Here is a 22,326-nt window from a genome sequence, read left to right as displayed (position 1 = left end):
CGCGTTGATCCATGTTAGTCACCACGAGAGGAGATTTCCATGCAAAGCGAGAATAGTCTTCCGATTCAGTGGAACGTTCCTGTTCGGATAAGGGTTGGCTATGGTATCGCTGACGCAGTCCATGGACCGGAAGAAGCCTTACACCATCTGACATATCGCTGGCCTGTCACGGATGGAGCGCACTACGACAATGCTCGGTTGCAATGTCTTCAAGCCCTGCAGAAGAGGATTTCTGCCGAAGTTGTACGCGAGACCTTCTTGGCCGCGAGTTTCGAGGCGGGGATGTTGGAACGATGAGCAATCAGGACCGGCGGATCATCTCGATCAACTGGTCTTCGTGACGCAGACCGAACTGAAACCAGTCAATAAGTTCGACAGCGGCCTGTTCGGCTTCCGGGGCGGTGATCTTAACGCCGCGTTCGTCGCACCATTTTCGCAGCGTGCCGTGCAGCAAATTCAAGTCATCACTCGAGAGGGGCTCAGATGCGAATGCATAGCTATGGGTCATGATCGACCTCCTTCGAAAAGTCGATACTAGTCGCAAGCTATGGATTGCGAAATGCCAGGAGGAGAAGGGTCGGATAGCGTACAGTGGTCACAGCCCACCGGAGTTCAGTAATTCACTGTACTTATAGCCCTTCAATACGGCTGTTCTTGCAAACGGACTCCGGTAAGCTGCCCTTTCCAGCCCACATTTCATAGGAAAGGTTTTCTTGGCGTGTAAATCAAACTCTTTGCAACTGATGTTGAGCGCCTGGCTGGGGAGATCTCAGAACCGATCCAAAATCACTAGCTAACGCAGCGTTTCCAACGACATTGAAATAAGTGCGGTATCGTACGCAGTCAGCAGAAATGTGGAAATGAGACAAGTCTGACGTAGCTTTCCTCCTTCAAAGATCTTCATGGAGGATGGAATGGATCAACTTGAAGAAAAGAAGCGACGGCCAAGAGGCCCCTCCGCACGGGGACGCTCCGAGGATGCAAAAGCCGAGGCAATAAGGGTGCTTGAAGCCCAGCGCCTAGCCGACCGGGAGAAAACCGAGCGACTGAAAGCTGCACGGCTGCAGCGCGATCGGAAACAGAATGAGAACCGCCCGTAGCTGTTCCCGGGCGCCTGAGCTGACGGTACGGTTTCTGACGTAGGCACGGCCGCAGAGCATTTTAGTGCTAGATACCCAAAAATGCGCAGGGTTGGAACCTGAAAAGGTCAGCGGACCGCATGAACGTCATTCAATGCAACAGCCGGTAAGCCCACCAAGTAGGCGTGGCCAGCTGATGTCAGTTGATAATTTCTTGTTCGGAGGTCATCGCCTCTGGATCTAATAAGGCCAAGGTCTTCGGCAACAAGCGCTGTCTTTAGGCCCACCTGAGCCGGCAGATTGCGCCACCGTCTTTTCCGCAGATGGTTGAGCAATAGGTTGAGGCGGATCTTCTTTGCCCCCGGCGTCATCTGCTGCCGATCAGGCGGTCGTATTCCCTCTCGGGGGCTCCGTAACAACCGCCGGCAATTTCCTCGAGCTTGGCCCGGTCGCGAATACGGATACGACCTCGTGTCGCTTTGATGGCGTGCATGCCTTCGAGGATATGCAAATGATCGGTCACGCCGGAGCGGCGCACGCCCAGCATCAGCGAAAGGAATTCATGGGTGAGTGCCATGTCATCATCGCGGATCCGATCGTGGCACATCAAGAGCCAGCGCGACAGGCGCTCCGACATATTGTACCGGCCGTTCGCCAGCGCCGAATGGGCAAGCTGGAGTTCGCAGGTATGAATGTAATGGAAAAACAGGTCACGCGCGGCGGCGTCTTCGTCGATAAGTCGATACACAAGTTCCACCGGAACCGTGATGGCGCTTCCGTCGATTTGCATGAATGTCCGATTAGGCGTCGTTTCAAGTCTCAGAAGCCTATGCGTGCCGCACAAGCCTTCCCAGCCGATATGTCCGACTTCGATAGCCTCGTCATCGACCGTTCTTGCAACGATCGACGCCAAACCGCTCTCAATAAAGAAGATATGACTGGTCGGCTGATCGCTCTCCACCAATACGGTGCGGAGTGGAAGATCGATGCGTTCCATGCCAGGCTGGAGCAGTTCGAACGCTTGGGTCCCGAGCGCTCCAAGGAGCCGGTTCCGGACGTCTGCACGTTTAATGTCTTGCATGTCTGGGCTCCATCGGGGGAGAGCCCGCACTCGAACCCATCATATAAAAAGAGAGGTATAGATAGGTTATGGCGCGGATTAAGCGAATACTCTAGCGTGGCGCGGGAACTGTACGATTTTGACAATTCCCTGAACCGACGCGACGCGAGCAAATGATTAGTAGTTTCATGCCAGCACTGACGTTGGCTATTTCCGCGAAGGGCGGTCAATGCCGATATTCCATCTCAATATTTCGACCAGAACGACAGTTATCCCGGATGAAGAGGGCTCTGAACTGGCGGATTTGGACGCAGCGCGCCGCGAAGCGATCATGGATGCCAGAGCTCTGATGAGCGCAGCGATCCTGCAAGGGCGGGATATTTCCCATCGTCAAATCGAAATCTGCGATGCCGATGGCGACCTTTTAATGGAGGTACCCTTCTCTGAGGCTTACGAACTCGGCGATTGATGCCCTGAAGATTTCTCTGAGAGCAAGGTGTCCATTACGCTTTCCGGATCGGAATGCCGATGTATTGCTCATATTCCAGCTCGGGAATGCCATAGGCCCCCCCGGCAACGTCTTCGAGCTTTTGTCTATTTACGATTTTGACATTTCCACGGGTAGCCTTGATTGCGTGGAGGCCTTCCAGGATATGAATTTCATTGGTAACGCCTGAGCGTCGTACACCCAGCATGATCGAAAGGAACTCATGCGTGAGGGGCAGATCATCTGTCTGAAGACGGTCATGGCATATCAGTAGCCAGCGCGCCAAGCGTTCCGGCATGTTGTAACGTGCGTTGGCAAGGGCCGAATGCGCCAGTTGAAGCTCACAGCAATGAACATAGCGCAGAAGCAGGTCGTTTGCGGGTGGCACCTGTTTCACCATGTTGAGAAACACCGTCGTTGGCACCGAAAGGCCGCTGCCCTCAGCTTGCATGAAGGTTTTGTTGGGTGTCTTTGGCACTTTCAACAGAACATGCGCGCCCGACATGCCCTCGTAGCCGATGTGACCAACTTCCACGGTTTCGTCGTCGCTGCTTGTGGCGACGATCGATCCCAGCCCGCGCTCCAGGAAGTACACGACATCGTTCGGCACGTCAGGCGCCACCAACTCAAAGCGTAACGGCAGATCGACTAGCTCCATCGCAGGCTTCAACAGGTCAAACGCATCAGCCGGCAAGGCCCGCAACAGCAAATTCGAAACAGTCGATTGGGAAAAGTCGGACACGGCACTGCCTCCGGCGGGAAGGAGCCCGATCTCATGTCGACGGAAAGCAAGGCGTCAACAATCCACAGCTTATGGCGCAAGCCACCGCATAGGCCAAGAGCTGCGGCCATTGTGTGCGGTTTTGACATTTCTAAGTTGTAGCAGCTTCTGTGGTAGTGGCATCAAACCGATCGACAATTTTGACGGCAGCGGTGAATGACAGGACGATGACGGTAAAGCCGCTCTCATCGACAACGTTCATAAGCCACGCCGAAACATCGGTCTTCTTCAGCATGGTTCCTCTCAGGCGCTCGGCGATCGTCTCGACCGCTTCGCTCCGGGCGCTCTCTATATTGGGATGCTCGGAACCGACCGTATCTGCAATCGAGACGCCGTCGTGAACGTTGAAGAAATACCGAGCCATTGATCTGTTACTCCTGCATAGGCAAGAGCAAAACGATCTCTCAGCCACCCGCGCCTAGGATCGATGGCGGATGATGTCTCCGTGTCGCACGCGAACAAGGTTTATTGAAGGCCCGTGGTGCTGCCGCTGCCTTCTTCGTCAACGAGGAGAACCGCACACCTTATTGACGTTTTGTACGCGCCTTTCCATTCGCGTTCACGCGTCCAACTTCGCCGGGTCGCTGTGCGGCAGCTGCATTGGATCAGGCAGCGTCGATTTTTTTGACGTTGAAAGGCGGAAATTCGGCGACGTCGGCACGGTGCTGTAGACGACGGCACTGGCCCGGCTTTATCCGGGATATCGCTGAACAGCCACTTCATTTGGCTAGGCTCAGGACCTATTAATCTGCTTTGAGATGTGATTCACAGTCTCCATTGACGAGGTCGTGATGAGTGATTTGTTTTTGCTGAGCGAGCGTCAGATGTCTCGGATCTCGCCGTTCTTTCCCTTGGCGCATGGTGTGCCGCGGGTCGATGACCGGCGGGTGGTGAGCGGGATCGTCTATGTGATCCGCAACGGGCTGCAGTGGAAGGATGCGCCGAAGGACTACGGCCCGCACAAGACGCTCTACAATCGCTTCGTCCGTTGGAGTCGGCTCAGCGTGTTCAACCGGATATTTGCGGCTTTGGCGGGCGAAGGTCCCAAGCCCGAGCGCATCATGATCGACGCGACACACCTGAAGGCCCACCGCACGGCGGCGAGCCTGCTTAAAAAGGGGATGTTCCCCGACGTATCGGACGCACCAAGGGCGGCCTGAACTCCAAGCTCCACACCGTCTGCGACGACAAAGGCCGTCCCGTCGTCATGCTGCTATCGGAAAGTCAGATGAGTGACCACAAAGGCGCCCGTCTCGTGCTGAACGCCCTCCCGCCAGCCAACGTCCTTATCGCCGATCGCGGCTACGACAGCACCTGGTTCCGGCAGGCGCTCGTAACCAAGGGCATCGAACCCTGCATTCCGTCGAGCCGAAGCCGGAAAATTCCTTATCCCTACGACAAGGCACTCTATCGCCAGCGCCACAAGGTCGAGAACCTCTTCGCCAAGCTCAAGGACTGGCGACGCATCGCTACACGATACGACCGATGCGCCCACACTTTCTTCTCAGCCATCTGCATCGCTGCAACCGTCATCTTCTGGATTTGAAACAATGAGTCTTGAGCCTAGTGGCAAAAGTCCTGATACCAAGCTCAAGCAAATTGCTGTCGATCACGAACAGCGCATGGTGGGAGTGACAGTAGCGCTCTGTGCCGTCTGTCGATATGGCTCTCTACATCGCAATATTGGGAAATGACGCTAATCGACGCGAAGCCCAGCGGACAATTATCGATATCGAAGCGCTACACCGATCAAACGCTCATATTCTCCTTCCGCCACGCCATAGCTTCCCCCCGCAATTTCCTCGAGCTTGGCCCTATCCAAAATTCGGATGTTGCCCCGTGTCGATCTGATCGCTCCAATACCTTCGAGCAGATGCAATTGATTGGTTATGCCCGATCGGCGAACGCCGAGCATGATGGAAAGGAATTGATGGGTGAGGCCGAGGTCCTGGCCAAGGCGGTCCTGGCACATCAGCAGCCAGCGCGACAAACGTTCGTAAATGCTAAAGCGGGCATTCGCCAACGCGGTATACGAGACCTGGATGTTAAACGAATGCAGATATCTCAGAACCAGAGTTTCGAAATCGGGTTGGGTGTCGAGCGTACACCTTACGATCGAAGTCGGAACCAAATATCCTGCTCCCTCGCCTTGTATAAACGTCCTAGTTGGTGATTGACCGCTATGGAGGGCCGTATGCAAACCGGTCGCTCCCTCAAAGCCAATATGTCCTACCTCGACCATGTCCTTCTCGTCGGTGACCGCAACGACAGAGGCCAGACCGCTGTCCAGAAAGCAGACAACATCGGTTGGTTCATCTGGCTCTACGAGCGTCAACTTAAGAGGCAGGTGAACGGAACGCATGTGCGGAGCGATCAGTGCATACGCATCCGGACTGGCGGCACGAAGCAAGAGATTCTGCACTAGGTCCTGCGAAGGTGGGTTCATTTCTCCCCCTCCAAGGGAAGAGCTGGAGCTCGTTGTTGTGATCTAATATCAACGGCTTATGCCGCAAGCTTCTTTCATTTTCCATAGCTTCGCGCTGTTGGTACGAAATCCGACAGACCGGAGATCTTGGCACCGCCGGCTCCAACAAGAGATTGTTCTGACGAGCCCTCAGTCGGATCGCTGGCGAGTGCAGCACCGTGAAAAACGTACGGAGGTACGGCTGGCAGAAACGCTATATCGCCTGACGTGTTGGCGTATCAATGGTCGCGCTGTGGAGAGGAGACAGCATGCAGTTGAGCAGAACGGTAGCTCGAGCTCAGCGAAGCGCATCACAATTGCTCGCGCCGGTTACGCCGTACTGCAATCCGTACGAAACCGCACCAGAACTAATGTTGGATACGAAAGTTTCCCGTCTGCCAGATCAGGGAGATGTATATGTTGAAGAATGGCAGTGCTCATGACAATTTCTCCAAGGATGTCCTAAACTGGCAGCCAGTCTTACAAAAATATGCCACGCGTCTAACGCGCGGCGGAAGCGAAGCGGAGGATCTCGTTCAGGAAACGATCGCTAAGGCGCTGAACGCGTCCGAGAGGTTCCATACGGGTACCAATCTGAAGTCTTGGCTGTTCAAGATCATGTTCAACACGTTTTGTTCGGCTTACAAAAATCGACAGCGAGAGGTTCTGGGGTTGGGCGATTGCGCGGCCCTACACCCGTCGGTACCGCCGTCGCAGGAATGGGCGATCCGACAGTCAGAGGTGGATGAGGCCTTGAAGGCTCTGCCAACGTCGATGCGCGAGGCGGTCCTGATCATAGCCTGCGGAACCTCCTACCAGGACGCGGCGATCGAGATGAATTGCGAAGTCGGCACAGTGAAGAGCCGGGTCTGCCGGGCGCGTAGCGCGCTTGTCTCGGCGCTCGGTTAGCCGCCATGCTCACCGACGATATCATCCGGCCGCCAGACGCTCACCTTCCCAACCTCCAGAGGGTGCTGGTGCATCGTATCCATCCGGCGAAGGCCGCGGAGCTTATGATTTAGGCTGGTCCGCCATGATGCGTTCGATCCTTTCCGGATCACATTGCTCGTCGATAAGGAACTGCCGCACACCTCCGTCCCAGGTGCGGATATCGGCGAGGAATTCCTGCAAGCTTTCGATCCCCCGGTCCGTGAAGGTGGTGATGCCCTCTTCGCTGCCGTCATGGACATGGATCATCTCGCCGTAGTCGATGTTGTCGGAATTGTTGGCGATTTTCTGGAGAAGTTCAATGTTCTCGCCGATCAGCGAGGCAACATAGTCGATCGTGTAGACATGCGTCGGGCGCGCCATCAGGCTGCTTTCTGGTGGACGTGGCCTGCGGAAGACCAGTTCCACGGCAACAGTTCAGGCAGCCGCGACACGGGGATGCCAGGCATGCGAGCGAGCACGTCCGCCATGCTCTTAGCCGACAGGCGCATGCTTGCATGCGCCGTAAGGCCAGGCCTGCGGATCGATGTCGTTCATCTTGGCCGTGACGATCAGGGAATACATGAAGGCAGCACGCTCGCCGCCGCGCTGGGAGCCGGCGAATAGCCACGCCTTTCTTCCGAGAGCTATCCCGCGCAGGGCGCGCTCGGCCGCATTGTTGGTCAGACATAGCCTGCCGTCATCGAGGAACCGGGTGAAGGCCTCCCAGCGTCCCTCCTTCTCGAACATGTAGTTGATCGCCTTGGCGACGGGATTGTGCTTCGACATCTGGGAACGCTGGGCCATGAGCCAGTCGCGCAGTTCCTCGGCGATCGGAAGCGCATGCTGCCGCCTCGCTACCAGTCTCTCCTCGGCGGACTTCCCATTTATGCCTCGCTCGATATCGAAGAGCGCGTCGATGCGGGCGACGGCCTCGAGCGCGACAGGCGATATCTCGTGGGCAGGTTTGCCCTTGCGCACATTGCCGGCGATATCGGCCAGTTCGAAGAACTTGCGCCGTGCATGGCTCCAGCAGAGCGCGCTCTTGACCGGTTCGGGGCGGCGATCCGCACGATAGAGATCGTTGTAGCCACCATAGGCATCCGCCTGCAGTATGCCGTGCCATCCGGCAAGATGCGTGTTGGGATGGGTCTTCTCCCGGTCCGGAGAAAAGTGGAAGAGCGCTGCAGGAGGCCCGCCGCCCGCAAAGGGACGATCATCGCGGACGTAGGTCCATAACCTTGCCTGCCTTGTTGCACCCCTGGCCAGAAGCGGCACGGTGGTGTCGTCACCATGCAGCCGAACGGCTGCCAGAACATGGGCACGGATCAGGTCATGGATCGGCTGGAGGGCGGTCGCGCAGGCTCCGACCTGGTCGGCCAACGTGGAGAGGCTGAGATCGACGCCTTCCCTGGCGTAGCGCTCGGCTTGGCGATTCAATGGCTGATGCTGGCCGAACTTCTCGAACAGGATCGTAGCGAGCAAGTTGGGACCTGCCCATCCCCGCGGTGTCGCATGGAACGGGGCCGGTGACTGGCTGATCTTCTCGCAGTCCCGGCAGGTGAACTTCTCCCGCACCGTCTGGATCACTTTCCACTGGCGCGGGATCGCCTCCAGCGTCTCGGTGACGTCTTCGCCCATCTTCACGATCCGGGCCGAGCCGCAGCAGGCGCATTGCGTGGGAGCTTCGATGACCAGGCGCTCGCGCAGCAGATGTTCGGGAAACGGCTTGCGGGCCGGCCGGCGGCGTTCGAAGGCGGAGACATTTGTGATCTTCGCTGCCACGCGTTCAGCCGCGATCTCGTCTTCGGTGGCGTCAGCTTCGAGTTCTTCGAGCTGCAGTTCCATCTGGTCGATCAGCCGGGCGCGCCGTTCCGAGCTCTGGCCATACTGCTCACGGCGCAGCTTTGCGATCTCGAGCTTGAGGTGCCGGATCATCGCCTCCGAAGTCGTCACGACGGCGCGCACCTGCGCGAGATCGGCCTCGGCGGAGGCGGCACGCGCTTCCGATACCGCAAGCGCGGCGCGCAATCTGGCTATCTCCGAAGCAGCATCATCCATGGCCGAAAGCTACCATGGAACCACAGAAAGCCCAACAAAAACAGTGGAACGGTTGGCGACTATCCTGCCGTTGCAGGTCGCTGCGTCCAGCGTGGATTGCGCCAGTCGATCCCTTCCAGAAGATAGCCGAGTTGCGCCGCCGACACTGGCACGGCGGAGCTATTCTGGCTGACCGGCCAGATGAACTTTCCAGCCTCAAGCCGCTTCAGGTAAAGCGACATGCCGATCCCGTCGTGCCACAAAACCTTGATCAGATCACCCTTGCGACCCCGGAAGCAGAAGACCTCACCGCCATGAGGATCGCGGCCAAGACCCTGTTGCACCTTCAGCGCCAGGCTGTTCATGCCGCAACGCATGTCCGTCACGCCGCCCGCGATCCACACCTTCACCCCGGCCGGAAAGGCGATCATGACGCATCCAGGACCGGCAAAAGGCCGGCAAGGATGTTCGGATCAAGCGAGGCCGGGATCGTCAGGCGACGACCGTTCGGCAGGCCGATCTCGATCGTCTTGTCGCCGTCCGACCAGAGCGGACCGGCCATCTCGGAAGATGCCGGCGGCGGCAAAATCGAAAGCGGCACGAAGCTTGTTGATGCGGTAACGCTCAGAAGCCCGCTCCGGTATTCCCGACGCCAACGGGTCAACAACGACCGAGACAATCCATATCGCCGCGCCGTCACTGAACCCTGCCGAAAGCCTTGCAAGCTCTCCTCAACGATCCGAACCTTCTCTTCGTCCGACCAATCCCGTCGACGGCCAAGATCGTCCGCGGAAGAGACCTCAATAGGGGAAATGATTGTAGCGCATGACATAAGGCATGGACTTAAAGCCAATCACCAAATCAGGGCAGACGGCCTTCGGCGGAGGCATACGGTGCATCTAGCTGCCGCAAAGGAAATCGCTCGGTTCGAGGGCACTGAGCGTTCCGCAGGGCTTATGGCCCTCATCGATGCGGCGCTCGACCAGGCGTATCTGCAATTCCGCCATGTGCAGGATGGATGACGCCGTACCGAAGCGCACATCGGAGCTTATAGCCGTGAGGCAGAGACGATAAGCCCGTCAGGGTAGGATAACGAGGGGATACGATGTGTAGGAACAGACAGCATCACCACCGGGATCCAACCGCGGCACAGGTCCGTGGCGACATCCAGGCTGGAAAGACGGGTGACATTCGCCAGGGCTTCGACCCGGCGGCAGCACCATTAGAAACCGATGGGGAGGCTGCCGGGACCCCCCTGTCATCGGAACAGGCCCGGCTCGCCATAAAGACGCAGCGTTCGCTGGTAGGTGACGACCAGACGGATTTCGACACTGCCATGCGGGCGCCGGGCTCGATGAAGACGGTGCCCCAGGGCAAAGTCAGCGCCGGATTTCTCGTCCGCTTGATCGGATCGTTGTTGGTTTCCACGTAGAACTGAGCCGGTTAGGCGCATAATTTCCATTGAGAATTGAGCCATGTGAACCTTCCCCCCAACGCGGCGAGCGACGGGGGCAACGGAGTGATCCACATGGGACTTTTAAACATCATCCGTCGGATGGCGCTGCGTGAGAAACAGTCGATCCGGGAGATCAGCCGGCGCACCGGGTTGTCACGCAACACGATCGCGAAGTATTTGAATGCCGGCACGATCGAACCGACATTCACGGTACCGGAACGACCGAGCAAGCTTGATCCTTTCGCCGATAAACTATCTGGCTGGCTGAAGACCGAGGCCGGGAGGTCGCGCAAGCAGCGCCGAACCTTGAAGCAGCTTCATGCCGATCTGATGGCTCTCGGATTTACTGGCTCCTATGGTCGGGTTGCCGCGTTCGCCCGTGACTGGCGGACTGAGCAGCAGACAGTGGGCCGCGGCATATTCATTCCTCTGTCCTTCCGCCCAGGCGAAGCGTTCCAATTCGATTGGAGCGAAGATTATGCCGTGATAGGCGGCGAGCGCACGAAGCTGCAGGTCGCCCATATCAAACTATCACACAGCCGGGCGTTTCTGGTCAGGGCCTATCTGCTGCAAACGCACGAGATGCTCTTCGACGCCCACTGGCACGGGTTCCGTGTGTTCGGCGGCGTGCCTGGCCGCGGCATTTACGATAACATGAAGACAGCGGTCGATCGTGTCGGTCGTGGCAAGGAGCGACAGGTCAATATCCGTTTCCTCGCGATGACGAACCACTACGTTTTTGCGCCCGAGTTCTGCAATCCCGCCGAGGGTTGGGAGAAGGGTCAGGTCGAGAAGAATGTCCAGGATGCCCGACCGCGGCTGTGGCAACAGATGCCGGACTTTCCGGATCTGGCGGCATTGAATACCTGGCTGGAACAGCATTGCCAGGACCTGTGGCGCGACACGGCGCACGGCACCTTACCCGGCACGATCGCGGACGTCTGGTCCGCAGAACAACCAGCATTGATGGCGCTCCCCGGTGCGTTTGACGGCTTCGTCGAGCAGAGCAAGCGCGTCTCACCGACATGCCTGATCACCTTCGAGCGGAATCGTTACAGCGTGCCAGCATCGTTTGCGAACCGGCCCGTCAGCCTGCGGATCTATCCCGAGAGACTGGTCGTTGCGGCCGAGGGCAATATCCTATGCGAGCATGAGCGGGTCATTGAGCGCAGCCACGACAAGCCGCCGCGAACGATTTACGACTGGCGACATTACCTTGCCGTCATCCAGCGCAAACCCGGTGCCCTGCGCAACGGTGCACCCTTTCTGGAACTCCCGGTGGCCTTCAGACAGTTGCAAGATCAGATGCTTCGCCGCCCCGGCGGTGATCGTGAGATGGCCGATATCCTGGCCCTTGTCCTTCATCACGACGAACAGGTCGTCCTCAGGGCTGTGGAACTGGCCCTGGATGCGGGGGTGGCGACCAAGACGCATGTGCTGAACCTGCTGCATCGGCTGATCGACGGCAAGACAATCGATGGTCCCGACATCGATACGCCACAGGCGCTGACCTTGGTGCGTGAACCCGAGGCCAATGTCGAACGCTATGATGGCCTACGCGCCAGGATCGAAGGGGTCGCCATGCGTCATGACCCCGCAAGTGCTGCCGTCGTCATCATGCTACGGAGCCTGAAGATGTATGGCATGGCCCAAGCCGTCACAGACCTTATCGAGCAAGGGGCTCCTGCCTTTGATGCGGCCGTGCCCATCCTGTCACAGTTGCTGAAGGCCGAGATGGCCGAGCGCGAGGTCCGCTCCATCGCCTATCATATGAAGGCCGCTCGCTTTCCTGCGTACAAAGACATCTCCGGCTTCGACTTCGCTGCCAGCGAGATCAACGAGGCCACCGTGCGCCAACTGCATCGATGCGAGTATATGGATGGGGCGCAGAACGTTGTCCTAATCGGTGGCCCTGGCACTGGAAAAACGCATGTCGCGACCGGTCTTGGAATCCAAGCGATCGAGCATCATCGCCGAAAGGTCCGCTTCTTCTCGACCATCGAACTGGTCAATGCTCTCGAGCAGGAGAAGGCCAAGGGCAAGGCGGGCCAGATCGCGGAGACCTTGGTGCGCCTCGATCTGCTCATCTTGGACGAGTTGGGATACCTGCCGTTCAGCGCCTCAGGCGGAGCGCTGCTCTTCCACCTGTTGAGCAAGCTCTACGAACGCACCAGCGTCATCATCACCACCAACCTCAGCTTCAGCGAATGGGCAACAGTCTTCGGCGACGCCAAGATGACCACGGCTCTGCTCGACCGTCTGACCCACCGTTGCCATATCCTGGAAACAGGAAATGACAGCTTCCGCTTCAAGGCCAGCTCGGCTGCAGCAGCGCAGAAGAAAGGACAAAAAGCCAACCCCTTGACCAAACCCTGATCAGAAAACCATACTCAGAGGTGGCTCACTTCTCGGTGGAAAAACCGGCTCAGTTCCGCGTGAAAACCAACAACCGTGCTTCAGAGTGCAACGGGACAAGGCGCTGGCGCGCTGGATGCAGCCATTAAGCTCGCCCAGAAGCAGACCGTGCCACGGGAGAACAACATTCCGTTCGAACTAGTCACGCCACAGACCGTCGCAAAATATCTGCCGAACAGCCAGTGAATAGAAGAGGTCTGAGATGCTTTCTTTATGGAATAAGCGCGGTATCCGCGCCCAGATCACCGCCGGCTTCATACCCCTGATCCTCCTGATGAGCTTGCTGACGATAACAGCCCTTTCCGGTCTGAACGGGCTTGCCTCCATCTTCGCATCCTACCGCACCACGACGGGCCAGAGCCTTGCGATATCGGAGTACAGCGACCGTCTGAACGAGATTCAGATGTCGGTCGAGACATTCCGCGCAACGCCCGGCCAAGCGATCGTGGACCGCTTTCGCGCAGGAGTGAAGGCTTTCGAGGTCGCTGACCAGCGCTTCGACGGCAATGGTGATCTGATGGCAGGCCTCGCAACGATCCGGGAGGATATCGCGTCCTACAGTAAGGCCTTCGAGCAGATTGTCCTGCTACAAGCTAAGCGCGATATGCTAATTTCAAAGGTCACCGAGTTCGGACCGTGGACGGGCGTTGCGCTGAACGATGTGATGACCAGCGCCGGCCGCCAGAACGACGTGGCTCTGCTGCAAAAAACAGCGGCGACCCTCGATGCGCTGAACCGTAGCCTCTATTACTCCGAGCGCTTCGTTCACGCGGGAGACTTCGCCGCCTACGAAACGGCGCAGGCGGCACTTGCGCAAGCAGTGTCGCTCAACGGTAGTGCGTTGGAGGCTGCACGGAACGAGCTGTAGAAAAAGCGCCTGCTCGGTGCTGAACAGCTCATGCAGAACTACACGGCGCGTCTCGGTGACATGAGGACCGTTCTCCAGAACAGCGACAGCATTCGCCAGACGCAACTCAGCGTGCTTGCACCAAAAATCTCTGCAGAATTTGAAGAGCTGCAAGCCGGCATTGCCGGCGCGCAGAAGACGCTCGACGGCTCGGTGGACGAGACGGTTGCTTCCGCTAGCAACACGACGCTTGTCATCAGCGGCCTTCTGATCGTTATCGGCCTTGTGCTGTCCTACTTCATCGGCAAGCTGATCTCCTCGGCTGTCAGCAAGATGGCGCAGTCGATGGAGCGGCTGGCGCGCGGCGACGACCAGTTCACGATAACAGGCGCAGAATACAGGCATGAACTGGGCGCAATGGCGCGCTCGCTGAAGATCTTCCAAGAGACCGGTCGCGCCAAGCTGATCGCGGAATCAAACGCCGAACGCGCACGTTTGTCCGCCGAAGAGGGGCGTCTGCGCCAAGAGGCCGAGCGCTTGAGCGATGCCGATGTGATGGAACATGCTTTTCGCCAGATCTCGTTGGGGCTCGACGCGCTATCGAAGGGCGACCTGACCATCCGGGTCGGCGCGGTCGATCAACGCTATGTCAAGATTCGTGACCACTTCAACAGCTCGGTGGAAAGTCTCCAGGACGTGGTAGACTCTGTCATTCGCGCCGTCGGCACCATCCGTTCAGGGCTTGCCGAAATCTCCACCGCCTCCAATGATCTGGCTCGTCGTACCGAACAGCAGGCTGCCTCGCTCGAGGAAACCGTTGCAGCACTGGGCGATGTGACGCGCGGTGTGAATGGAACTGCCGAAGGCGCCAGCCGCGCCCAGAGCGTGGTGGCGACGGCGCGAACCACCGCCGAGAAGGGTGGTGAAATCGTCGCTCGTGCCATCGCCGCAATGACGGAAATTCAGGGATCGTCGTTGAAGATCGGCAATATTATCAATGTTATCGATGAGATCGCTTTCCAGACGAACCTTCTTGCGCTGAATGCCGGCGTGGAAGCTGCGCGCGCTGGGGAAGCCGGCCGGGGCTTTGCAGTTGTGGCACAGGAAGTTCGCGAGCTTGCCCAACGTTCCGCGAAGGCGGCCCGGGAAATCAAGGATCTGATTTCAACGTCGGCGAAGGAAGTCGACACGGGGGTGCGGCTGGTAGGCGAGTCCGGGGTCTCGCTTCAGCAGATCGTCAGCCAAGTGAGCGCCATGAATGCAACCATCACCGAGATTGCTGTATCTTCTCGCGATCAGGCGCACAGCCTACGCGAAGTGTCGGCCGCGGGTGACGAGATGGACAAGGTCACGCAGCAGAACGCGGCTATGGTTGAGGAAACAACGGCTGCAGCACAGAGCCTAACGCAGGAGACGGAAGATCTTGCTGAGCTTCTACGTGGGTTCAAGACAGTGAGCGGCCGCAGGTCAGAACAAGCATACTACGCGATGGCTTCTTGATGGAGAAGATGCCATCGAAGGGAGAGCGCGTCACCACACGCAGGACACGCTTTGATGATATCCTCGTCATTGGTAACGTTGGCTCCAATGGGCAGCGTTGAAACCTCAAGACCTCCCTGTCGCTACTATCGTTTGGGTCCATCGGCGAGTTCATTGGTTGTGAATGTCAATGGTTCAGATCTACTTCGAGGCGAATGGGAGAAGAAGGAGAACTAAAACCGAATTCTTCGGAGTTCCGTCATTTATGTCGGGGCGTATTTTTCGTGTAGAACGTGCAGTGTCGCAGCGGGTACAGTTGTCTATCAGCTCGTTGCACAAAAGACGAATTACCGGATTGGGGTTTACGGTTAGCGGTTGGCATCTCGTAAGGTGAAACAAGCGTTAGATCACGCTACACCTCGTTCGGGATTGGATCCTGATTGGCCTCGAAGACGGTTCAGCGTATCGTTCAGTGCGGAAACCTTGTCCAAGCGCTGTCCGCGCTCGCGCAGAAGCTCGCAGATCTGGCCAGGAGGTAGTGCCTTTGAGTAGTAATAGCCTTGGCCAAGAACACATCCCCGCTCCAGCAGGAGCTTTGCTTGTTCGCGGGTTTCAATGCCCTCCGCGACAACCCTGATGCCAAGGCATTTGGCGATATGGAGTATGCCCTCAACGATGCTCGTGCCCGGGTCGTTGGGCCCTAAGAGATCGGTGAAGGATTTGTCGATCTTGATAATATCGACAGGAACGGTGATGAGGTGGGTGAGGGACGCAAAGCCAGTCCCGAAATCGTCGAGGGCAACCCGCAAACCTGAAGCGCGTAGCGACGCAATCTTCTTCGCAACACGCCGGTCGCGATCACCGAGGTAAACGGATTCCGTCACTTCTAAAACGGCATGATGCAGCGGCACTCCTTCCTGCCTAAAGGCACTCTCAAGGCTTTCCGGCAAATCCGTGCATGAGAAGTCTGCGGCAGAAAGGTTGATGCCCACATGTTGAAACGGGATGCCAAGCCTGAGCCATCCACCGACATCGCGAGCGATGCACTCGATCATGCGTCGTGTCAGAGCTGCTGCGACCTGGGCATCTTTGGTGGCTTCAAAAAATTCAGCCGCGGGCACGATCACGCCATCGAGTGTGCGGATGCGAGCCAGAGCTTCTACGCCGACAATGTCTCCAGTGTCTATCCGAACGATCGGCTGATACCACGCCTCTACCCTGTTGTCCTTGAGGGCGGCGGCTACCTTATGAATGGCTTCAACACGTCTGGAAATGGCCGTGGTCAGCGCAGCGTTGAAGATAAGTACGCCCCCGCGCATTCCTTCCTTAGCGTGATAGAGAGCGATGTCTGCGTTCTGGCGAACCTCCGCAACCTTGAGCCCAGCCCGGGAATGGGCGATACCAATCGTAACGGTAGGGAACGCTGTGTGCTCCCCGCAGGTGGCCGGGAGGCTCACCTTCCGACCGATACATTCGGCTAGGTCTGCGGGATCGATATCCGTGTCATCTACGATGACCGCAAACTCGTCGCCACCGATGCGATAGGACCGTAACGTGCTTGCAGCGTTGGCAATGCGAGCTGCCACAGCTGTAATCAAGTCGTCGCCGGCAGCGTGACCGAACGTGTCGTTCACGCTTTTGAGGTTGTCGATATCGATCAGCACCAGTGACCACCCGGAGCAAGGGACGGTTTTTAGGTCCTTGTTGTATTTTGCTCGATTGGTAAGCCCCGTTAATGCGTCGGTATACGCGAGACGCTCCCGCTCCAGGTATCTCTCGTGACGCTCAAGGGCGATCATGCAGAGCGGCAGGCAACCTTCGACAACGCTTTGTTCCAAGGCTGTTGGACCGCGGGCCTCGTCGAAATACAGCGCGAACGTGCCAAGGACAAGGCCCCTGCTGCCAAAGATGGGACTGGAATAGCATGCCTTGAAACCCGCAGCCTCAGCCAAGCCTTTAAAGGCGGCCCACCTCGGATCGCTCTCAATGTCATCAACCACAACAACCCGCTGCAGATATGCGGCAGATCCGCAAGATCCCACGGATGGGCCGATCAGGATACCGTCTAGCGCGGCCGAGTAGGCTTTTGGCAAACTTGGTGCTGCGCATGGATGCAACAAGCCGTGTGAATCTAGTGTCAGGATCGACGTCCGCGTGCCCGGCAACAGGCTTTCCAGTTGACGGCACAACGTAGCAAGTGTTGCCTCGAGGTCGTCGCCCTGAGCAACCATCCTCAAAATACTGTTTTGAACTTCAATCAGCACGGCTGCTCCTTTCCCCAATGGAAGGTAGCATAGCGATGAGGTTGCAACGTTAACTACCCCACTGAATTAAAAGCATCCTGAATAAATGGTTACTGCAGCAGGGGAATGCTCGCCTGCGACCTGGAATCAACCAGCATACCCGGCGGACGCCAGGTGCTCGGAAACAGTAGATCGGAATTAGGACCTCAAGACAGATCCAGACTCTGAAAAATCTGAGAGATGAATGATGTTGGAGGCGATAGACGTCGAGCCAAACGCTGTGTAGCCGTTCCGACCCCGGCGTTTCGTCTCATAGAGCGCGCTGTCAGCATTCTCCAACAGGGTTTCAGGTGTGGCAGAAGATTGATTTTGCGTAACAACGCCGATGCTTACCGTGACAGGCAGTCGCATGGCATTCCATCGCACCGGTGTGCCCTGAACTGCGCTAACGATGCGAACTGCAACGGTTGCTGCGTCGTGTGCGCTTGTTTGGGGGAGCAATAGACCGAATTCGTCTCCGCCAAGGCGGGCAAAGACTTCGCCGTTTCGCAACTGCCCCATGATCACCTCAACAACGTGCTTCAGTGCTGCGTCGCCCGCCGCGTGCCCATGTTTATCGTTGATCGCCTTGAACCGATCGAGATCGAACAAGAGCAGGCTGAAATTGTGTCCGGCGCCGGCATGAGCACAGGTCCTGCTCAGACACGTCATAAACATTCTGCGATTGGCGATCCCCGTTAACTCATCCTGGTTTGCCAACCGCTCGACTTGTGAGCGCAAGTGCTCGACGGCTGAGAGAAGAAACCCGAAGTTCCAGATGACCGAGGCGAACAGGAAGACCAGAAGGTCAATCGATGCGACCTGATAAAGCTGGAGGTCAGGCCTAATGCCAGTCACGATGAGCAGGTTGCCCCCAGCGATGACACTGTGGGACAACACGCCCGCCCCCATTGCTATGGCGGCAAAAACCGCTCCAAGATCCCTGCGGTGTCTACGCAGAAGATAGCTGGCCGCTAGTGCCAGCGGGATCGACTGAGCCAGCGTGTAGACAGGATTGCGGCCATACCACGCGTGAAATGTCGCGAGCATTACCAGAATGCTTATGACGACCAAGATGGAGGTCCTCACACCTTGAACGGTATCGCCGTGAAAGAGACGCGAACCACACCAGTTGAGGTAGAAGCCAAGAATGATAAAGCCGTTGCCCGCTACTGTGTTCGCGAGGAGGCCACTCTGACCTTGAAGAGAAAGTGCGATCCCGCCAACGACGCCAGCGGCGCTTCCGGCGAGCCAGTAACGCGCAGCATGCAGATCCCTATACCGGTAGGCGAGCATGCCCCATAGTACGCAATGCGAAAGGCTGAGGAGCAGGACGACAACGAACAGCGTGAAGAAATCCGGCATACGGCATCCTGTTTAAGAGACAGGATGACGGCTACATGCCAAGGATTGAACGGCTGGTGAAATAATCAACACGCATTTGACGGAATCTCCGACGGAAGGATTGCCTTGACATGCGTCCTCAAACGCCTTCTCGTCGGAAAATGTGAAGCCCGGGCTCTAGGATGATGCCCTGCTGAACGCTGCTTTCCGGCCTCTTGATAATTAGCGATATCGTATGCTGCTCCGTCCCGAAGGCTGCGGCTGAACGGTGGTAATGTCGGGCTGATTTTGGAAGCGATTTCAAATTCATCCCGCATGCTACAGGCCGGTCTTCCCAGGAACGGATGCGATTTGTCCGTACCTGCTATTCGATTTATTTCAAGGCGTCAGTTTTCTCGTTTTCGTATTTGCATGCCCGGCGCCAGCTATCTCGCGCAAATCCGTTAACAGGGGATTGCGATTGTCGGCGCTCCAGATCATGTGAAGTTCGGCAACACAGTCGTCGCGCAGGTCAAGCGGCCTAAAGATCACTTCGTTGGAGCAGGCATTTTGCGTTCCAGCCGGTACGATCGCCAGTCCGATGCCGGCACTTACAAGGGAGAGAATCGCTTGCGAATGCGTCATACTTTGAACGATTCGCGGTTCAATGCGGTGTTCGGCGATCATAAGCGTCAGCATGTCGTGCAGGTAGCGCGCCTGCGGCGAAAACATGATGAAGGGCTCTCCGTTCAGGATATCAGGGCGCAAACGCCGATGGGCTGCCAGCGGATGGGTCCTTGGTATCGCTAGTATCATCGCTTCACGGGCAACGCAAAGGCTGGCGAGACGGTGCTGCCCGTTCAGCGGCCGTGAGAAGCCGAGATCGACCTGGCCCTCGTTGATGGCCTTCAACTGCTCGGCGGTTTCCATCTGCACCAGCTCCAGCTCGATCTGCGGCGCGGCCGTGCGCGCTCTCGCGATGAAATCGGGGAGAAACGTGTAGGTCGCCGCACCGACGAACGCGACCCGCACCGATCCCGCGCTACCGCGCGCCGCGCGTCTTGCCGCCGTCATCGCGGCCTCGCCCTGCGCCAGAAGCTTCTGCGCCTCGTGCAGGAAGGTAAGGCCTGCCGGCGTCAGGGCCACGCGCCGGCTGCTGCGCTCGAAGAGCGACACGTCAAGCTGCTCCTCCAGCAGCCGGATCTGGCGGCTGAGCGGCGGCTGCGTCATGTTCAACCGGCGGGCTGCCCTGCTGAAGTTCAGTTCGGACGCCAGAACGATGAAGGATCTGACATGCGTCATGTCCAGCATTCATTCAATTCCTGAATAGATAACCGACAATATTCGATTTGGACTTAGATGGATCGGAGCGGTATTCGTCAAGGGACCAACAAAACATCAGGTGCGCGAACGATGGACACGATAGCCAAGACCGTTTCTCGGCAACAAGACGCCAGCCCGGACAGCATTGCCTGGATCCGGCTGTCATCGATCTTCCTGCCGTTGAAAACGCCGATCAGCGACGCGAAGGTGCTGACCGGCCGGCAGAAGCCTTTGACCGAGGTCGCCTTTCTGTTTGCGGAAATCGAAACGACTGAGGGCCACAGCGGTATCGGGTTCAGCTATTCGAAGCGGGCGGGCGGTCCGGGCCAGTATGCGCATGCGTGCGAGATCGCCAACGTCCTCATCGGCGAGGATCCGAACGACATCGCCAAGCTCTGGATCAAGCTCAGCTGGGCCGGCGCTTCGGTTGGGCGCAGCGGTCTCGCCGTCCAGGCCATCGCCGCTTTTGACATCGCCCTCTGGGACCTGAAGGCCAAGCGCGCCGGTCTTCCGCTCGCCAAGCTGCTTGGCGCCCACCGCGATTCCGTGCGCTGCTACAACACGTCGGGCGGTTTTCTGTCCTCGCCCATCGAAGAGGTGCTCGACAATGTCGAGCAGTCGATCGGCGCGGACATCGGCGGCATAAAGATCAAGGTCGGCCAGCCCGACATGGCGATCGACGCGCAGCGCGTAGCGGCGGTGCACGAGCGCATCGGCGGTCGGGCGGCGATGATGGTCGATGCGAACCAGCAATGGGACCGGCCGGCGGCCATGCGTTTCGGCCGGATGATGGAGCCCTACATGCTGACCTGGATCGAGGAGCCGCTGGATGCTTATGACGTCGAGGGGCATGCGATGCTCGCCGCGCAACTCGACACCCCCATCGCAACCGGCGAGATGCTGGCCAGCGCGCTGGAACATGTGGCGCTCATCAACAACAACGCCGTCGATTTCATCCAGCCCGATGCGCCGCGCGTGGGTGGCATCACCCAGTTCCTGAAGATCTGCGCGTTCGCGGAAGCAAAGAAGCTGCAACTGGCCCCACATTTCGCGATGGAGATCCATCTTCATCTTGCGGCGGCCTACGAGCTGGAGCCCTGGGTAGAGCATTTCGACTGGCTCGACCCGCTTTTCAACGAGCATCTGGAAATCGAAAACGGCCGGATGATCGTGCCGACCCGCCCGGGTCTCGGTATCACGCTGTCCGAACAGGCCCATCGATGGACGAGGGCGCAGGCCGAGTTCGGGAAGCGGCCGTAGCGCCGCACCTCAGGCCGTGCCACGCATCACGATATGGAAATCGACGTTGATCATCGCCTCGACGGTCTCGTCGCCCGCGATCTTGCGCAGGATCGATTGCGCCGCCTTCGTGCCGATGTCGCGGCGATCGATCCGCACGGTGGTCAGCGGCGGATGGGTGTGGGCCGCAAAATCGAAATCGCCGAACCCGACGATGGCGAGGTCTCCCGGCATGCGGCATCCGCGTGCATAGGCTTCGGCGAGAGCCCCATGGGCCACCACATCCGACGAGCAGAAAACGCCGAGCGTGCCGCCGCCGCGATCGAGAAGCTGCGCCATCGCCTGCCGTCCGTCCCGGAAGGTCGACGGGGAACTCATCTCGAGATCGGGGAGCTCCACCTTGGCAATGCCGGCGAGGCGATGGACAAAGCCGTCCCGGCGCTGCACGGCCCGGGGGTCGTTCGCGCCGACCTGTGCATACCGGTCGTAGCCCTTGCGCAGCAGGTGGTCTGCAACCAGCATGCCCACGGCCGCGTGAGAGAATCCGACCGCCGTGTCGAGCGGTGACGGCGTGGAATCCCAGATCTCGACGATCGGCAGCCCGGCGCCCGTCAGCATGGCGCGTGTTTCCTTGAGATGCGTGATCCCCGTCAGGATGATGCCGTCGGGGCGGCGGGCCAGAATTGCGCGCGTCAGCTCTAGCTCCCGCCGCGGGTCATAGCCGCTGAGGCCGAGCAGCAGCTGATACCCCGCTGCGACGAGCTCTGTGTTGAGGCCCTCGATGGTTTCGGCAAAGATTGTGCTGGAGACCGCGGGAACGATTGCGGCGATCAGCTTGGTCCTGCGCGAGGCGAGACCGCCGGCAAGCAGATTGGGAACGTAGCCGGTTCGCGCGATGACGCGTTCGATCGCCTCCAGTGTTCGCGGCTTCACGAGGGCCGGCGTGTTGATGGCCCGCGAGACGGTGACGGGCGACACGTTCGCCAGCCGCGCGATGTCAGCCAGCGTCACCGGTCCGCGCGTCGGGGCCTGCCTGCTCTTCACCGGATCCGTCATGAGTTCCTCCCGTCAAAATGATTTACGCTTTCATTTTGCAGATGATCAAGAGTGCCATCAGGCAGGAT

Annotated in this window: 20 protein-coding genes and 4 pseudogenes; 11 read left to right on the top strand and 13 right to left on the bottom strand. The window is 58.3% G+C overall.

The window, feature by feature from the left end; genetic code table 11:
- Positions 1-39 precede the first annotated feature (39 nt).
- Positions 40-297 carry a DUF982 domain-containing protein gene (locus tag G8E10_RS26375; protein ID WP_167130822.1) on the top strand — a complete coding sequence of 86 codons (258 nt, stop codon included), beginning with the start codon at positions 40-42 and terminating at the stop codon, positions 295-297.
- A gap of 4 nt (positions 298-301) precedes the next feature.
- On the opposite strand, the gene G8E10_RS23015 is transcribed toward G8E10_RS26375, so the two are convergent.
- A complete protein-coding gene (locus G8E10_RS23015; RefSeq protein ID WP_167130821.1) occupies positions 302-508 on the bottom strand; it encodes a hypothetical protein in 207 nt (68 codons plus the stop codon).
- A gap of 938 nt (positions 509-1,446) precedes the next feature.
- On the bottom strand, positions 1,447-2,160 hold the full coding sequence (locus G8E10_RS23010) for a Crp/Fnr family transcriptional regulator (RefSeq protein ID WP_167130820.1): 714 nt from the start codon (positions 2,158-2,160) through the stop codon (positions 1,447-1,449).
- Positions 2,161-2,368: 208 nt separating this feature from the next.
- Here G8E10_RS23010 and G8E10_RS23005 point away from each other — a divergent pair, with 208 nt between their 5' ends.
- Positions 2,369-2,608: a DUF6894 family protein gene (locus G8E10_RS23005; protein WP_167130819.1), complete on the top strand. Its 240-nt coding sequence runs from the start codon at positions 2,369-2,371 to the stop codon at positions 2,606-2,608.
- 34 nt (positions 2,609-2,642) lie between these two features.
- Here the strand turns inward: G8E10_RS23005 and G8E10_RS23000 are convergent, their stop codons facing one another.
- Positions 2,643-3,368 carry a helix-turn-helix domain-containing protein gene (locus G8E10_RS23000; protein WP_167130818.1) on the bottom strand — a complete coding sequence of 242 codons (726 nt, stop codon included), beginning with the start codon at positions 3,366-3,368 and terminating at the stop codon, positions 2,643-2,645.
- 130 nt (positions 3,369-3,498) lie between these two features.
- On the bottom strand, positions 3,499-3,771 hold the full coding sequence (locus G8E10_RS22995; protein WP_167130817.1) for a DUF6894 family protein: 273 nt from the start codon (positions 3,769-3,771) through the stop codon (positions 3,499-3,501).
- A 427-nt stretch (positions 3,772-4,198) separates the two neighbouring features.
- Between G8E10_RS22995 and G8E10_RS22990 the strand changes: the two genes are divergently transcribed.
- Positions 4,199-4,953 (top strand): IS5 family transposase gene (locus tag G8E10_RS22990; protein ID WP_167130816.1). Its coding sequence is split into 2 segments (ribosomal slippage): positions 4,199-4,532 and positions 4,532-4,953, totalling 756 coding nucleotides; the frame shifts between segments, so codons are not numbered across the junction.
- A 177-nt stretch (positions 4,954-5,130) separates the two neighbouring features.
- Here G8E10_RS22990 and G8E10_RS22985 read toward each other — a convergent pair.
- The gene (locus G8E10_RS22985) at positions 5,131-5,853 is read right to left on the bottom strand and encodes a Crp/Fnr family transcriptional regulator (RefSeq protein ID WP_167130815.1); all 723 of its coding nucleotides are present in this window, start codon (positions 5,851-5,853) and stop codon (positions 5,131-5,133) included.
- A 435-nt stretch (positions 5,854-6,288) separates the two neighbouring features.
- On the opposite strand from G8E10_RS22985, the gene G8E10_RS22980 reads away from it, so the two are divergent.
- Positions 6,289-6,780, top strand: coding sequence for a sigma-70 family RNA polymerase sigma factor (locus tag G8E10_RS22980; RefSeq protein WP_167130814.1), 492 nt, complete (start codon positions 6,289-6,291; stop codon positions 6,778-6,780).
- Between the two features lie 102 nt (positions 6,781-6,882).
- Here the strand turns inward: G8E10_RS22980 and G8E10_RS22975 are convergent, their stop codons facing one another.
- The 4 genes and pseudogenes from G8E10_RS22975 to tnpA all read right to left on the bottom strand — a co-directional run bounded on the left by G8E10_RS22975 (position 6,883) and on the right by tnpA (position 9,670).
- The gene (locus G8E10_RS22975; RefSeq protein ID WP_110808511.1) at positions 6,883-7,182 is read right to left on the bottom strand and encodes a hypothetical protein; all 300 of its coding nucleotides are present in this window, start codon (positions 7,180-7,182) and stop codon (positions 6,883-6,885) included.
- Positions 7,182-8,859, bottom strand: a pseudogene (gene tnpC / locus G8E10_RS22970) (IS66 family transposase). The gene G8E10_RS22975 and the pseudogene tnpC overlap by 1 nt, the downstream one beginning before the upstream one ends.
- Positions 8,860-8,918: 59 nt before the next feature.
- On the bottom strand, positions 8,919-9,269 hold the full coding sequence (gene tnpB / locus G8E10_RS22965) for an IS66 family insertion sequence element accessory protein TnpB (RefSeq protein ID WP_062594513.1): 351 nt from the start codon (positions 9,267-9,269) through the stop codon (positions 8,919-8,921).
- A complete protein-coding gene (gene tnpA / locus G8E10_RS26370) occupies positions 9,266-9,670 on the bottom strand; it encodes an IS66-like element accessory protein TnpA (RefSeq protein WP_132449928.1) in 405 nt (134 codons plus the stop codon). The genes tnpB and tnpA overlap by 4 nt, the downstream gene beginning before the upstream one ends.
- Before the next feature lie 61 nt (positions 9,671-9,731).
- Here tnpA and G8E10_RS26135 point away from each other — a divergent pair, with 61 nt between their 5' ends.
- The 6 genes and pseudogenes from G8E10_RS26135 to G8E10_RS22935 all read left to right on the top strand — a co-directional run bounded on the left by G8E10_RS26135 (position 9,732) and on the right by G8E10_RS22935 (position 15,056).
- Positions 9,732-9,860, top strand: a complete 129-nt coding sequence (locus G8E10_RS26135) for a hypothetical protein (protein ID WP_281517762.1) — start codon at positions 9,732-9,734, stop codon at positions 9,858-9,860.
- A gap of 83 nt (positions 9,861-9,943) precedes the next feature.
- Entirely contained in the window at positions 9,944-10,270 is a 327-nt protein-coding gene (locus G8E10_RS22950) for a hypothetical protein (RefSeq protein ID WP_167130793.1), read from the top strand.
- A gap of 96 nt (positions 10,271-10,366) precedes the next feature.
- Positions 10,367-11,860 (top strand): annotated as a pseudogene (gene istA, locus G8E10_RS26130) (IS21 family transposase); the annotation flags it as partial.
- Between the two features lie 15 nt (positions 11,861-11,875).
- Positions 11,876-12,670 (top strand): IS21-like element helper ATPase IstB, encoded by a 795-nt coding sequence (istB, locus tag G8E10_RS26125; protein WP_281517768.1) that lies wholly within the window; start codon positions 11,876-11,878, stop codon positions 12,668-12,670.
- A gap of 72 nt (positions 12,671-12,742) precedes the next feature.
- A pseudogene (locus G8E10_RS22940) lies at positions 12,743-12,895 on the top strand (rhizopine-binding protein); the annotation flags it as partial.
- A gap of 16 nt (positions 12,896-12,911) precedes the next feature.
- Positions 12,912-15,056, top strand: a pseudogene (locus G8E10_RS22935) (methyl-accepting chemotaxis protein).
- Positions 15,057-15,442: 386 nt separating this feature from the next.
- Here G8E10_RS22935 and G8E10_RS22930 read toward each other — a convergent pair.
- The 3 genes from G8E10_RS22930 to G8E10_RS22920 form a co-directional block, all read right to left on the bottom strand.
- Positions 15,443-17,299, bottom strand: coding sequence for an EAL domain-containing protein (locus G8E10_RS22930; protein WP_167130812.1), 1,857 nt, complete (start codon positions 17,297-17,299; stop codon positions 15,443-15,445).
- 177 nt (positions 17,300-17,476) lie between these two features.
- The gene (locus tag G8E10_RS22925; protein WP_167130811.1) at positions 17,477-18,682 is read right to left on the bottom strand and encodes a GGDEF domain-containing protein; all 1,206 of its coding nucleotides are present in this window, start codon (positions 18,680-18,682) and stop codon (positions 17,477-17,479) included.
- A gap of 357 nt (positions 18,683-19,039) precedes the next feature.
- Entirely contained in the window at positions 19,040-19,942 is a 903-nt protein-coding gene (locus G8E10_RS22920) for a LysR family transcriptional regulator (RefSeq protein ID WP_281517766.1), read from the bottom strand.
- Between the two features lie 111 nt (positions 19,943-20,053).
- Here G8E10_RS22920 and G8E10_RS22915 point away from each other — a divergent pair, with 111 nt between their 5' ends.
- A complete protein-coding gene (locus G8E10_RS22915) occupies positions 20,054-21,223 on the top strand; it encodes an L-talarate/galactarate dehydratase (protein ID WP_132449923.1) in 1,170 nt (389 codons plus the stop codon).
- Between the two features lie 9 nt (positions 21,224-21,232).
- Here G8E10_RS22915 and G8E10_RS22910 read toward each other — a convergent pair whose 3' ends face one another.
- Positions 21,233-22,258, bottom strand: a complete 1,026-nt coding sequence (locus G8E10_RS22910; protein ID WP_132449922.1) for a LacI family DNA-binding transcriptional regulator — start codon at positions 22,256-22,258, stop codon at positions 21,233-21,235.
- Positions 22,259-22,326 lie beyond the last annotated feature (68 nt).

Origin of the sequence: Ferranicluibacter rubi, assembly GCF_011603255.1 — a bacterium.
Taxonomy (GTDB): domain Bacteria; phylum Pseudomonadota; class Alphaproteobacteria; order Rhizobiales; family Rhizobiaceae; genus Ferranicluibacter; species Ferranicluibacter rubi.
The sequence above is the reverse complement of the archived record's forward strand: the minus strand, read 5'-3'. Positions and strand labels throughout refer to the sequence as shown.

Coding starts and splice junctions, on each gene's coding strand:
- G8E10_RS26375 (WP_167130822.1), top strand. CDS start 40: ATGCAAAGCGAGAATAGTCTTCCGATTCAGTGGAACGTTCCTGTTCGG.
- G8E10_RS23015 (WP_167130821.1), bottom strand. CDS start 508: ATGACCCATAGCTATGCATTCGCATCTGAGCCCCTCTCGAGTGATGAC.
- G8E10_RS23010 (WP_167130820.1), bottom strand. CDS start 2,160: ATGCAAGACATTAAACGTGCAGACGTCCGGAACCGGCTCCTTGGAGCG.
- G8E10_RS23005 (WP_167130819.1), top strand. CDS start 2,369: ATGCCGATATTCCATCTCAATATTTCGACCAGAACGACAGTTATCCCG.
- G8E10_RS22995 (WP_167130817.1), bottom strand. CDS start 3,771: ATGGCTCGGTATTTCTTCAACGTTCACGACGGCGTCTCGATTGCAGAT.
- G8E10_RS22985 (WP_167130815.1), bottom strand. CDS start 5,853: ATGAACCCACCTTCGCAGGACCTAGTGCAGAATCTCTTGCTTCGTGCC.
- G8E10_RS22980 (WP_167130814.1), top strand. CDS start 6,289: ATGTTGAAGAATGGCAGTGCTCATGACAATTTCTCCAAGGATGTCCTA.
- G8E10_RS22975 (WP_110808511.1), bottom strand. CDS start 7,182: ATGGCGCGCCCGACGCATGTCTACACGATCGACTATGTTGCCTCGCTG.
- tnpB (WP_062594513.1), bottom strand. CDS start 9,269: ATGATCGCCTTTCCGGCCGGGGTGAAGGTGTGGATCGCGGGCGGCGTG.
- tnpA (WP_132449928.1), bottom strand. CDS start 9,670: ATGTCATGCGCTACAATCATTTCCCCTATTGAGGTCTCTTCCGCGGAC.
- G8E10_RS22950 (WP_167130793.1), top strand. CDS start 9,944: ATGTGTAGGAACAGACAGCATCACCACCGGGATCCAACCGCGGCACAG.
- istB (WP_281517768.1), top strand. CDS start 11,876: ATGCGTCATGACCCCGCAAGTGCTGCCGTCGTCATCATGCTACGGAGC.
- G8E10_RS22925 (WP_167130811.1), bottom strand. CDS start 18,682: ATGCCGGATTTCTTCACGCTGTTCGTTGTCGTCCTGCTCCTCAGCCTT.
- G8E10_RS22920 (WP_281517766.1), bottom strand. CDS start 19,942: ATGACGCATGTCAGATCCTTCATCGTTCTGGCGTCCGAACTGAACTTC.
- G8E10_RS22915 (WP_132449923.1), top strand. CDS start 20,054: ATGGACACGATAGCCAAGACCGTTTCTCGGCAACAAGACGCCAGCCCG.
- G8E10_RS22910 (WP_132449922.1), bottom strand. CDS start 22,258: ATGACGGATCCGGTGAAGAGCAGGCAGGCCCCGACGCGCGGACCGGTG.